Consider the following 12,281-nt stretch of genomic DNA (forward strand, 5'->3'; position numbering starts at 1 on the left):
TAGGTCTTTTGACTGATGACAAACTGTGCTATAATTGGTAACATATAACTAACTCGATCAGTTAGTGTGTTAACTGGTGGTCTAAAACTAGATATGTGTTAGTAGTATCAGTACGGAGGAAATACATTGATAACAATTTACACGGCGCCATCATGTACCAGTTGTAAAAAGGCGAAACAATGGTTGGCAGTTCATGACATTTCATATGATGAAAGAAATATCATGTCTAGTCCTTTATCGGTTGAAGAGGTCAAGCACATTTTAGAAAAATGTGATGATGGCATTGAGTCATTGATTTCTAATCGAAATCGTTTCGTCAAATCTTTGAATGTTGATTTTGAAGAGCTTTCGCTTTCAGAAGCAGTGTCAATTATTTCTCAAAATCCACAAATTTTGCGTCGTCCCATCATATTGGATGATAAGCGATTGCATATTGGCTATAATGAAGAAGAAATACGTGCCTTTCTCCCACGTAATGTCCGAGTTTTAGAAAATGACGGTTTAAGATTACGTGATGCGATATAAAAATAACCCCCTACTGTCTATATATGGCAGTGGGGGTTATTTATTGTTAAAATATCTAAAATAGATGATGTCTCAATCAAACAAGACAGTTTTACTTATTAATTCATTGGAAATTATTGATAAACATTAACAATACGTTAAAACTTTAATTTAATTATGATATAATTAAATTGTTTATATGTATACCATGAGATGTGAAAATAGGAGAGAATGGCTTGCAACAATCATTGAATAAAGTTATCCGATTTGTCGGAGCACAAAAATGGATACTCATTTTTATTCCGGTGTTTTTTATATTACTTTTTTTACTCACTTTACCCCGTATGCATAAGGGGACCATTAAAGATGACCAATTCACCTATACAGGGACGCTTTTAAAAGGCGTACCTGAAGGTAGTGGGACTATGGTATTCCAAAATGGCGATACCTATACTGGTAATTTTAAATCTGGAAAGTTTAATGACCAAGGGACATTTACATCTAAAAAAGACAAGTGGACTTATAAAGGTAGCTTTAAAAATGGATCCCCAGATGGCAAAGGTGAGATGATAAGTTCAGGTAAAACACAAAAAATTAGCATGAAAAACGGAGTAATCATCAAATGACTGTTGCAGATATAAAAAATAAGTCAAATGACGTGATCGAAACAACAGAACATTCACTAGAGACGCCTAAAAAGAGTAATGTCCATATTCGTCATTTTGGCTACATAAGAACGTTAGGTCTAGCATTGGTATTACTGTATCATTTTTTTCCTAAAGCTTTGCCAGGTGGCTTCATAGGGGTTGATATATTCTTTGTCTTTTCGGGTTATTTGATAACCGCTCTCGCTTTAGAAGAATACCGGTTAACACAAACCTTTAATCTTAAAACATTTGCTGAACGCCGTTTTTTTAGAATTTTTCCAACGGTCGCTTTTGCGATACTTATCGTGTTACCGTTGACCTTACTAGGAAATGATGATCTGCGCTATAATCTTTCAAATCAAGTCTTTGCTGGTCTAGGCTTTATCAGTAATCTGTACGAAGCGAGTACGGGTATCTCTTATGCGACTAATTTTGCACCACATTTATTTGTACACCTGTGGTCATTGGCACTAGAAGTCCAATTTTATCTTGTATGGGGCTTACTTATCTTTTGGTTATCAAAACGATTTAAAAAAGCCTTATCTATTTTTATCTTTTTGATTGCTTTTGTCCTTTTTGTGGTGAGCAGTTTATCGATGTTTATTGGTAGTTTGATGACCACGACTTATTCAGGACTGTATTATAGCCCAATGACTCATGTCTTTCCGTTTTTCTTGGGTGCTATGCTGGCTTCTCTAGCTGGCATCAAGACGACCCCTTTATTACGCAACTTATCAAGTAAATTTTCCATTAAGCAACTGATAAGTCGTAGTGTGATTGCCGCAGTCTTGTTGATTTTAGGTGCATTAATCCTACATTTTGACAGTAAATTTACCTATTTGTTTGGGTTTACGATTGCTTCAATCGTAACACTGTTATTAATTTTATATTTGCGTTTACTCCATGATAAGACAACGAGTCAAGAGCCGCGTGTCATCAAGTACATTGCCGATGTGTCGTATGGTGTCTATATTTTTCATTGGGCATTTTTGATTATTTTTTTAAACTTTAAGGTCCCGCATATTTTAGCAGTGCTGTTAACACTGATTGCTTCATTTTTATGTGCAACGATCATGTTCTATGGGATTGATCCGATGCTGAAAGGCAGAAAAAGTTTTCTATCAGCATTTTTATCTGATGAGAGATTTGCTACTGTATTAGTTTACGCAAAACCGATCATCCCTACTTTTCTTGTGCTGTTGTCACTCATTGCCTTAGCTAAAACGTCAGCTCAGACGACTTTATCAAAAACATTATGGACAGGTAGTAATCAACAAGGAATTCAGCAATTAACGCTTGGAGAGCACGCGATAAAGACTGGTACAGCGGGTGCAGATACATTAATCATTGGAGATTCTGTTACAATGGGAACGACTGTTGCTTTTGATGGCGCACCACAAGTTCAAAATCTTATCCCTACTGCTTACGTAGATGCAGCAGGAGATCGAACGATTTCAGAAGCCTATCAAGATAATCTAAAATCAGATCTTAAAATGCTGCCTGATAATGCTACCATCGTTTTTGCTTTGGGGACTAACTCTGTTGATGCAACGAAAGATATGAGTCATATCGATGACTTGATCAATACCTATGCGTCAAAACGCAAGATTGTATTAGTTACGCCTGCAAACTGGGGAGCTGGGGGACCATTTAATTCTGATAAGATTGCTGATTACGAATTAACGTTAAAAGGGAAGTATCCTAATGTTAAAATAGCTGATTGGCGTGGCCTTTCTCAAGGTCACACAGATTGGTTTGATGTAGACGGTATCCATATCGCGGATCGTATTGAAGGCCGTAAGGCATGGATAAATCTAGTAAAAGAGACGATAGCTGAAAAATAACATCAAGCATATGCTAACTACAAAACAAAAATCGTATGAAGAGGAGCATACGATTTTTTTAATGACATACCTAGGTGTATTTGTATGCCAGCTATACAAAAAGAGCACAAAAATGATAGCGTCGTTTGAGCTATCTACTTTTGTAAGATACATCTATAAATAAATGTTATACTATAATTAGCAATAAACCAAAAATAGCATTAATCAGCAACTCACAAACCAAGAAGAGTTGACTTATAGCTAGAAGATGAATTTAAAGAGGAACACATGATATTTGATACACATACGCATTTAAATGCTGAACAATTTTGGGGTCGTGAAGCTCAAGAAATTGATAAAGCGCTTGAATTTGGTGTTACAAAAATGAATATTGTTGGATTTGATGCCCCAACGATTAAGAAAAGTTTGGCTTTAGCTACTGAATTTGATAATTTATACGCAACAATAGGATGGCATCCCACTGAGGCGGGTTCTTATTCGTCTGAGATTGAACAGATGTTAACAGATCATTTAGGGGATCCTAAGGTAGTGGCTTTAGGAGAAATTGGTCTGGATTATCACTGGATGTCAGATCCCAAAGAAGTGCAAGAAACGGTTTTTCGTAGACAGATACAGTTATCTAAAGATCATGATCTACCTTTTATGGTACATACACGCGATGCACTTTCTGATACCTATGAGATTATCAAATCAGAAGGAGTGGGGCCACGAGGTGGGATTATGCACTCTTTTTCTGGAAGTTATCAAGAAGCGATGCAATTCATTGACTTAGGGATGATGATTTCTTTTTCTGGGGTCGTTACCTTTAAAAAAGCGCTGGATATTCAAGAAGCAGCAAAATTGTTACCGCTAGATAAAATATTAGTAGAAACTGATGCACCCTATCTTGCACCGATGCCTTTTAGGGGGCGTGAAAATACACCTGCCTATACGAAATTTGTGGTAGAGAAAATTGCTGAACTTCGTGGGATGTCTGCTTCAGAGGTTGCACTAGCAACTTATCACAATGCCTTGAAAGTGTTTGATATCGATGAATGATAAAAAAAGAATTTCAGAGGTTATCGTAGTAGAAGGAAAAGATGACACAGCTAATCTTAAACAATACTATCATGTAGATACATATGAGACACAGGGATCTGCTATTTCTGAAGAGGATATCGCACGGATTGAGCGCTTAAATGCGTTACGTGGAGTCATTGTCTTTACAGACCCTGATCATAGTGGAGAACGCATTCGTCGTTTGATTATGACGGCTATTCCAACGGTTAAACATGCTTTTTTGAATAGAGATGAAGCAAAGCCAAAATCTAAAACAAAGGGGCGTTCATTAGGTGTAGAACACGCTAGTAAGCTGGATTTAGAAAAGGCACTAAACAACTTAACATCGAATTTTGAAGATGAAGATGACTTTGATATCACACATGCTGACTTAGTTCGCTTAGGCTTGATAGGACATGTAGATAGCCGAATAAGAAGAGAATATTTAGGTGAAGCACTACGGATAGGGTATTGTAATGCCAAGCAACAGCTAAAAAGATTAAAGTTGTTTGGTGTAACATTAGCAGAGGTTGAAGAAATAATGGAGAAATTTTAATGCATATAGCAGACTATCGTGTAACGAAAGCGATTTTAGATCGTCACGGCTTTTCTTTTAAGAAAAGTCTGGGTCAAAACTTTTTAACAGATACAAATATATTACAAAAAATAGTCGATACAGCAGAGATTAATCAAGACGTTAACGTGATTGAGATTGGACCAGGCATTGGTGCACTGACTGAATTTATAGCAGAAAATGCTGCAGAGGTGATGGCATTTGAGATAGATGATCGACTGATTCCAATTTTGGCAGATACATTACGTGATTTTGAAAATGTAACGATTATTAATGAGGATATTCTCAAAGCAGATTTACAACAACGCATTTTACAATTTAAGAATCCAAATTTGCCGATAAAAATTGTCGCTAATCTTCCTTACTACATCACAACACCTATTTTGATGCATCTCATAGAAAGTAAAATTCCTTTTTCTGAATTCATTGTGATGATGCAAAAGGAAGTTGCTGATCGCATCTCTGCCGAACCTAATACCAAAGCTTATGGTAGTTTGAGTATTGCTGTACAGTATTATATGACAGCTCAAGTTGCTTTTATCGTACCGAAAACCGTATTTGTGCCTGCACCAAATGTTGATTCTGCTATTTTGAAAATGACACGACGTGATATGCCTATGGTAGCTGTCTCTGATGAAGACTTTTTCTTTAAAGTAGCTAAACTAGCATTTGCGCATAGAAGAAAAACGTTATGGAACAACCTTCAAGCAGTTTTTGGTAAGACTGATGAGGTTCGTGAGCAACTCACAAAATCTTTAGAGGAAGCTAATATCTCTCCACAAATCCGAGGAGAGGCTTTGACAATACCAGAATTTGCAAAGTTATCCGAGGCACTTTTGCCACTAAAATAAAAACAATCTGACAAAAACTTGTCAGATTGTTTTTTTCATCGCCATGTGCGATATATCAGCATCTAAAAATTCTGAACCAAAGGCCTGAAAGCCTAATTTTTCATAAAAGGGTATAGCTTGTAGTTGAGCATGGAGTTCAACACACGTGATATTTTTTGTTTTCAGATACGCTAAAGCAGCAGTTACTAGAGAAGCTGCATACCCATTTCCCCTATGGTTTTTAAGCGTCGCAACACGTTGGATTAGCACGTCATCGTCGTCTTTAGTCACTAGAGTGCGTAAGGTGGCGACAGGTAGTTGTTCCGAGGTATATAAGACAAAATGTGTGCAGTCTGCTTCATACTGGTCTATCTCTAAATCTAGAGGGACTTGCTGTTCGACAACAAAGACAGCACGTCGTATATCTAGCGCATCTTTGTAAGTGGTTGAGGCTGTATCCTGTGTTTCTTTGATTTCCATATCTCTTTTTATAGTCCTTTACAGGTATTTGATATGCTTTAAACTATTCTTTAGAAGTAAAAAAGCATAATAGGCTAAAAAATCTGCTATAATTAAGGATATTATAGCAAAAATATTGTAGATATAAAAGGAACTGAAATGTTTAAAAATTCAAAATTATTTTTCTGGACATTAGAAATACTGGCATTCGTCATTTTGATTTGGGTATTTACACAAATCGGATTTGTCTTTAAGCCTGTAACAGCATTATTTTCGTTAGTATTTATCCCTTTCATCATAGCGGGGTTTCTTTATTATGTCTTCAATCCTGTAGTGCTTTATTTAGAGAAAAAATTTAAGTTACCTAGCATCTGGGGCATTGTAATTGTTTTTATATTGCTTATTGGCCTATTTGTTTATACAGTTGTGTCTTTAGTCCCTAATGTAATCACGCAACTATCGGGTCTGATTTCAGCATCTGGATCACTGGTACCCAATTTACAAAAGTGGGTAGATCGTTTATCACAAAATCCAGCTTTCAAAGACGTTGATTTTAAAGCCTTGATTGATAAAGCCAATATTAGTTATATGGATGTGTTACAAAACTTATTATCGGGTGTTACCTTTAGCTTATCAAATGTTGTAGGTGTTATCTCCAAAGTTGTGATGATTATTGGTTTAGTGCCTATCTTACTATTTTATATGTTAAAAGATGGTAAGAATATGTTACCGTTCTTGAAAAAAACGATTTTAAAAAGAGACAAATTAAATATCGCATCTTTGTTGGATGACATGAACAAAACAATCTCCAAATATATCAGTGGTGCCTCTATCGATTGTTTATTTATTTTTGTCACGGTTTTTATTTCCTATCTCATTATTGGGATTCCTTATGCCTTTTTATTTGCGGTGTTTGCAGCAATTACCAACTTAATTCCTTATTTAGGGCCATATATTGGCTTGACTCCTGTCGTCTTATCAGTTGGTTTTGCTCACCCTGTACAAGCCTTGATTGCGATAGTGGTCGTGTTAGTATTACAACAACTTGATGGCAATATCATCTATCCTAGAGTTGTCGGTTCAGCTGTAGAGGTCCATCCAGTGACGATTATGGTACTCATGTTAGTGGCAGGTAGTCTTTACGGATTAGTAGGGATGTTGATTGCTGTACCGTTCTACTCTTTAGTGAAAGAGGTAGTCAAGTTTTCGTGGAAATTATGGGAAAATCATAGGCAAATACAACTAACTAGCGATGGTTTGAAGAAGTATGATATAATAGATAAATAATTATGTTAATCTTAGTGTCGTGCTTAGCTTAACTATTTGTGAAATATGGAGGAATAATATTCATGCACCCTGACCCTGATAGTCAGTCCCTACTACTGCAAATTGCTTTATTGATCATTTTGACGATCATCAATGCTCTTTTTTCTGGCGCTGAAATGGCGCTAGTATCTACTAGTCGCTCAAGAGTTGAGCAACGAGCAGAAGAAGGGGATAAAAAATATCAAAAATTACTTGCTATCTTAAATCAGCCTAGTAATTTTCTATCAACGATTCAAATCGGTATCACACTGATTAATATCTTATCTGGGGCAAGTTTAGCAGAAAGTCTTGCATCTAGATTGACACCTTTGTTGGGTGGTACACCAACAGCTAAAACCTTAGCATCGATTATTATTCTTGCGATTTTGACGTACATATCCATTGTATTTGGTGAACTTTATCCAAAAAGGATTGCGCAAAATTTAAAAGAAAAGTATGCACTTGCTGCTGTGACTCCTCTTAATATACTAGGCCACATCATGCATCCTTTTGTTTGGTTGTTAGCAACATCCACAAATGTTTTGAGTAAGTTAACACCCATGACATTTGATGATGATAGTGAAAACATGACACGTGATGAAATTGAATATTTGCTTAATACGGATAATACAGTATTAGATCAAAATGAACGTGAGATGTTGGCAGGTGTGTTTAGCTTAGATGAGTTGATGGCGCGAGAAATTATGGTGCCGCGAACAGACGCATTTATGATTGACATCAATGATGATGTGCATGATAATATTATCGCAGTTCTGGGACAAAACTATAGTAGAATTCCAGTGTATGATGATGATAAGGATAAAATCGTTGGTGTATTGCACACTAAAACGCTACTTAAAAACGGCTATACACAAGGATTTGATAAACTAGAGTTGGCAAATATTTTACAAGAGCCGTTGTTTGTTCCTGAAACAATATTTGTTGATGATCTCTTAAGAGAGTTAAAACATACACATAATCAGATGGCTGTTTTGCTAAATGAGTATGGTGGTGTTGAGGGTATTGTAACGCTTGAAGATTTGTTAGAAGAAATTGTTGGTGAAATTGAAGATGAATCGGATATAGCCGAAAAAGATGTCTTTAAAATCAATGACAATATGTTCGTTGTCAAAGGTGGATTGACTTTAAATGATTTTAATGAATATTTTGATACGCACTTAGAATCTGACGATGTTGATACAGTTGCGGGATACTTTATGGCTGGTATTGGTGCAATTCCCGGTGAAAAAGAACAGATTGACTATGATATTATTACAGAAAAAGACAATCTGACGTTAACAAGTTTAGAAGTTGATGGGACAAGATTAGTTAAGCTACGTGTGACATTTCATGGAGAAGAATTAAAATCCATAGCAGAGCACCTATCTTAAGACGCGTCAGATTACCTAGTAAACGATAAAAAAGGATGATATCTTAGCATATCATCCTTTTTTATGGATTAAAAAACAAAAATAGTGAGTCAATTATGATTACTGATGGTATATTATTGTCACTCATGCATTATAAATGTCATATTTGGCATATTTTTAACCATTTACAGTATGTTGAATACAAACGATCTTTTTTTCTGTAAAATTAAGATAAGAAAAGTATATCAAATAGCTCAGCGATTTTCTCTAGAGTGGTTGCAAACAAACACCCTTATCAGGATTAGGGAAAGATGTTATTAAAATGAATTCAGGAAAAATCTAATTATTTATAGTATAATTAAAATAACAGAATATTGAGCTAGAATTGTTAATTAAAAAAGTAAAATAATGAATAACTGACTACTGATAAAGTGTTAACTATTAGGGGGGTAGGAAGGTGATCATATTAAATGGGGATATTTTTTTATTTGTTTTTTCTATCTTGTTACAGAGTGTCGTCTCTCTTTATATCTTAAACAAAATGATGTATTTGAAAATGAAGCACTATTGTCTGTTGTTTTTTGTATTAGGACATCCTTTTTTTGTATTGGGTGCTGTTTTTCTACTCAAAACACCAAATTTATTACTGATACTATGCGAGTTAATATGCTATATGCTTTTTTGGTGGGCTATAGTTGATAAAAATATAGGTGTTAGTCTGTTTTATGTCCTGTTCGCTTTGAGTTTGTCTTTCTATGTAAAAGAGTTTGTCAGTAGCTTTATGCTAAACGGCATATTCACTTTTCAGCAAGCTACGACGACTACCCTGATTGGCTATATAAGTGTCATTCCTATTTGTCTTTTAATGGTCAAATACACGAAAATAACACCAAGACAATTCATCATTTGTGAACAGCTTGTTGAAGAATATCAGAAAGCAGTAGGGTTATCCGATACGGTGCAAGGACAGAGGCGTGATTTGGCAAAAACGCAACATCATGTGATGATTATATGTAACATCGTCATGCTATGTTGCTATAGTTATAGTACTTACATCGGGTTGATTTCAGATAGGCGTAACGTTCATTTTGGTTGTACGATTATGATTTGTATGCTGTTATTTATTTTGATCGTATTCATGATGCGTGTCAACTATAGAGAGTGGGAAGTGCAAGAACTGATTAACCGCAAAGATGATTTGGTATCAGGATTGGCAATCTATACCAAAGAGGTGGAAACTGCGTCCGAGTCTGCTAGAGCTGTTTATCATGATTTTACAAATATTTTATTATCCATGCAAGAAACTATCTCTACTAAGGAAGTTGGTGAAATCAGAAGCATGTATGTTGAGATTTTAAAAAAGTGTCATATTGGTTTCATGGAACATAAACAAGAGGTAGGAAAATTAAGTCACATCAAAGTTTTAGAGGTCAAAAGTGTCATTACTGCAAAAATACTGCAGGCAGAAAGTCATAATATTAGTATGGAACTAGAGATACCACAGGTGATAGCGCATTTACAAATTGATAACCTGGATATTGTCAGATTGCTCGGCATCATGTTAGACAATGCGATTGACGAAGTAAAAACTTTGGGGACTACACAACCCGTTGTGCGACTGGCTATCTTTGACAAAGGCAACTCTAGATATTTTGTCGTTGAAAATGAGATGCGACAAGAAAGATTACCAACACATTTAATTTTCGATAGGGGATATTCTACAAAAGGCTGTAAAAGGGGACATGGACTGGCTAATCTTGAAAAAATCGTCGCATCATATCCATGGGTTAGCTACCATATCCAAGCTAAAAACCATAAATACAGAATTGAGTTAGAGATGAGGCAAAGTTGAAAATTTATATTTTAGAAGATGATATTGTTCAGCAATTTAGACTAGAAAATTTAATCAAACAGTATTTGAAAACAAAGAAGTACCCGATTACAGAAGTGATAACATATGATAAAACCAGAGACTTTTTAGAGAGTATCACACATCTAACGCAAAATAATATTTACTTTTTAGATATTGCGATCAAAGGTATGCAGAATGCTGGCTTAATTATTGCTGAAAAAATAAGACAAAAAGATGCGATAGGACAAATTAGTTTTGTGACTACTCACCTTGAATTTGCGCCGATTACCTATGAATACAAGGTCAATGCACATGACTTTATTGACAAAATGATGCCTCAAGCTGAATTTGATCAAAAAATACAAGAAAATATTGACCACTTCATTGATATTAATAAACTAAAACCATTAGAAGCTATTTTTTCCTATACTTCTCGAACAGGAAAGGTGATAGAAGCAGTTTATTCAGATATTTTTTACTTTGAGACGACTGGTATTCCACATAAACTTTTACTCCAAATGGATGGTGAGACTTTGACCATGTACGGCAACATGAACGACATATCAGAAATGTCTGAGCGATTAGTCAGAGTGCATCGGTCGTATTTGGTTAACCGAGAGTGTATCAAACGGGTCTACAAAAAAGAAAAAGTGATTGTGTTGGATGATGATACAAAAATTCCAGTGTCAAGGGCAGGATTTAAGCTAATGAATCAATTAGGGATTACGTGAGATATGTCACAATTACTGATTATCTGTGTTTGTCGTCAAGTAGTATCTGTGTCAACGTGGAGGTGAAAACAAGATAATCGTGAAATCCCTGTTTATACAAATAGTTGTCAACGCTTTCAAAATAACGTAGAATAGAATTAGAGATAAATTGATAGATACAAGCATTGATCTGTTTAAATAGCCTAACTAGTGCTAGCATATCAATTAAGTGACGTAGCACTTTAAAGTTTACGACTAGAAAGTAGTGTTAAATATGGAGAACATAGGAGATGTGACCGGTCTTGTCCATTCGACTGAAAGTTTTGGAAGTGTGGATGGACCAGGTGTCAGATTTGTCATTTTTATGCAAGGCTGTAAAATGCGTTGTAAATTTTGCCACAATCCAGATACTTGGGCGATGCAAAATGAAAAAGCTAAAGAACGAACGGTGGATGATGTCTTATCAGAAGCTTTGAAATTCAAGTCATTTTGGGGAACACGAGGTGGCATTACTGTGTCAGGTGGCGAGGCGATGCTACAAATGCCATTTGTGACAGCTTTGTTCACAAAAGCTAAGGCCTTAGGCATTCATTGTACCTTAGATACTTGTGGTCTCCCCTACTCAACTGAGCCAGAGAAGCTTGAAGAGATTGACCGTTTACTTGCTGTGACTGATTTAGTGCTATTAGATATCAAAGAAATTAATGATGTGCGACATCGCGACTTAACGGGCCATAAAAATAGTACAATCGTAGCATTTTCAAAATATCTGTCAGATAAACAAGTCCCAGTTTGGATAAGACATGTATTAGTACCGGGTGAAACTGATTTTGATGAAGATTTGGCTGCGCTAGGAGAGTATGTCAAGACCTTATCAAATGTGCAAAAATTTGAGGTGTTGCCTTATCATACGATGGGCGAGTTCAAGTGGCGTGAACTTGGGTGGGACTATCCTTTAGCAGGTGTCCAACCCCCAAGTGCTGATCGAGTAGCGAATGCTAAGGACCTGTTACATACTGAAGATTATCAGAACTATTTGCAACGTGTGAAAAATTGAGAAGATAAAAATAAAGTCTAATGCATTTAGGCTTTATTTTATCTATTGGCTATTATTTGTATCAAGAACGTCACAAGTTTGGACAGTAGAT

The 12,281-nt window shown here is 35.7% G+C and carries 12 protein-coding genes; 11 read left to right on the forward strand and 1 reads right to left on the reverse strand.

Going from position 1 to position 12,281, the window contains the following annotated elements:
* The first annotated feature begins 126 nt into the window (after positions 1-126).
* The 6 genes from spx (at position 127) to rsmA (ending at position 5,458) form a co-directional block, all read left to right on the forward strand.
* Positions 127-525 (forward strand): transcriptional regulator Spx, encoded by a 399-nt coding sequence (gene spx, locus RU87_RS04875; protein WP_068161810.1) that lies wholly within the window; start codon positions 127-129, stop codon positions 523-525.
* A 215-nt stretch (positions 526-740) separates the two neighbouring features.
* Complete coding sequence (locus RU87_RS04880) at positions 741-1,130, forward strand: MORN repeat-containing protein (RefSeq protein ID WP_068161815.1); 390 nt, start codon at positions 741-743, stop codon at positions 1,128-1,130.
* The gene (locus RU87_RS04885; RefSeq protein ID WP_068161818.1) at positions 1,127-2,995 is read left to right on the forward strand and encodes an acyltransferase family protein; all 1,869 of its coding nucleotides are present in this window, start codon (positions 1,127-1,129) and stop codon (positions 2,993-2,995) included. Before RU87_RS04880 ends, RU87_RS04885 begins: the two co-directional genes overlap by 4 nt.
* Before the next feature lie 267 nt (positions 2,996-3,262).
* Complete coding sequence (locus RU87_RS04890; RefSeq protein ID WP_068161820.1) at positions 3,263-4,033, forward strand: TatD family hydrolase; 771 nt, start codon at positions 3,263-3,265, stop codon at positions 4,031-4,033.
* On the forward strand, positions 4,026-4,589 hold the full coding sequence (gene rnmV, locus RU87_RS04895; protein ID WP_068161823.1) for a ribonuclease M5: 564 nt from the start codon (positions 4,026-4,028) through the stop codon (positions 4,587-4,589). Before RU87_RS04890 ends, rnmV begins: the two co-directional genes overlap by 8 nt.
* Positions 4,589-5,458 carry a 16S rRNA (adenine(1518)-N(6)/adenine(1519)-N(6))-dimethyltransferase RsmA gene (rsmA, locus tag RU87_RS04900; RefSeq protein WP_068161826.1) on the forward strand — a complete coding sequence of 290 codons (870 nt, stop codon included), beginning with the start codon at positions 4,589-4,591 and terminating at the stop codon, positions 5,456-5,458. The genes rnmV and rsmA overlap by 1 nt, the downstream gene beginning before the upstream one ends.
* A 21-nt stretch (positions 5,459-5,479) precedes the next feature.
* Here rsmA and RU87_RS04905 read toward each other — a convergent pair whose 3' ends face one another.
* The gene (locus tag RU87_RS04905) at positions 5,480-5,917 is read right to left on the reverse strand and encodes a GNAT family N-acetyltransferase (protein ID WP_068161829.1); all 438 of its coding nucleotides are present in this window, start codon (positions 5,915-5,917) and stop codon (positions 5,480-5,482) included.
* A 138-nt stretch (positions 5,918-6,055) separates the two neighbouring features.
* Between RU87_RS04905 and RU87_RS04910 the strand changes: the two genes are divergently transcribed.
* The 5 genes from RU87_RS04910 to pflA all read left to right on the forward strand — a co-directional run bounded on the left by RU87_RS04910 (position 6,056) and on the right by pflA (position 12,190).
* Entirely contained in the window at positions 6,056-7,183 is a 1,128-nt protein-coding gene (locus tag RU87_RS04910) for an AI-2E family transporter (protein ID WP_068161831.1), read from the forward strand.
* Between the two features lie 62 nt (positions 7,184-7,245).
* On the forward strand, positions 7,246-8,592 hold the full coding sequence (locus tag RU87_RS04915) for a hemolysin family protein (protein WP_068161835.1): 1,347 nt from the start codon (positions 7,246-7,248) through the stop codon (positions 8,590-8,592).
* Between the two features lie 652 nt (positions 8,593-9,244).
* Positions 9,245-10,423, forward strand: coding sequence for a sensor histidine kinase (locus RU87_RS04920; RefSeq protein ID WP_167373828.1), 1,179 nt, complete (start codon positions 9,245-9,247; stop codon positions 10,421-10,423).
* The gene (locus RU87_RS04925; protein ID WP_068161841.1) at positions 10,420-11,154 is read left to right on the forward strand and encodes a LytR/AlgR family response regulator transcription factor; all 735 of its coding nucleotides are present in this window, start codon (positions 10,420-10,422) and stop codon (positions 11,152-11,154) included. Before RU87_RS04920 ends, RU87_RS04925 begins: the two co-directional genes overlap by 4 nt.
* Positions 11,155-11,407: 253 nt before the next feature.
* Positions 11,408-12,190 carry a pyruvate formate-lyase-activating protein gene (pflA, locus tag RU87_RS04930; protein WP_068161844.1) on the forward strand — a complete coding sequence of 261 codons (783 nt, stop codon included), beginning with the start codon at positions 11,408-11,410 and terminating at the stop codon, positions 12,188-12,190.
* The last annotated feature ends 91 nt before the right edge of the window (positions 12,191-12,281 follow it).

Source organism: Pseudolactococcus plantarum, assembly GCF_002441715.1.
Lineage (GTDB): Bacteria > Bacillota > Bacilli > Lactobacillales > Streptococcaceae > Pseudolactococcus > Pseudolactococcus plantarum.

What these genes read in the sequence shown, in the direction of transcription:
- RU87_RS04910 (WP_068161831.1), top strand. Translation starts at nt 6,056, where the DNA reads ATGTTTAAAAATTCAAAATTATTTTTCTGGACATTAGAAATACTGGCA.
- rnmV (WP_068161823.1), top strand. Translation starts at nt 4,026, where the DNA reads ATGAATGATAAAAAAAGAATTTCAGAGGTTATCGTAGTAGAAGGAAAA.
- pflA (WP_068161844.1), top strand. Translation starts at nt 11,408, where the DNA reads ATGGAGAACATAGGAGATGTGACCGGTCTTGTCCATTCGACTGAAAGT.
- RU87_RS04890 (WP_068161820.1), top strand. Translation starts at nt 3,263, where the DNA reads ATGATATTTGATACACATACGCATTTAAATGCTGAACAATTTTGGGGT.
- rsmA (WP_068161826.1), top strand. Translation starts at nt 4,589, where the DNA reads ATGCATATAGCAGACTATCGTGTAACGAAAGCGATTTTAGATCGTCAC.
- RU87_RS04905 (WP_068161829.1), bottom strand. Translation starts at nt 5,917, where the DNA reads ATGGAAATCAAAGAAACACAGGATACAGCCTCAACCACTTACAAAGAT.
- RU87_RS04920 (WP_167373828.1), top strand. Translation starts at nt 9,245, where the DNA reads ATGCTTTTTTGGTGGGCTATAGTTGATAAAAATATAGGTGTTAGTCTG.
- RU87_RS04915 (WP_068161835.1), top strand. Translation starts at nt 7,246, where the DNA reads ATGCACCCTGACCCTGATAGTCAGTCCCTACTACTGCAAATTGCTTTA.
- RU87_RS04885 (WP_068161818.1), top strand. Translation starts at nt 1,127, where the DNA reads ATGACTGTTGCAGATATAAAAAATAAGTCAAATGACGTGATCGAAACA.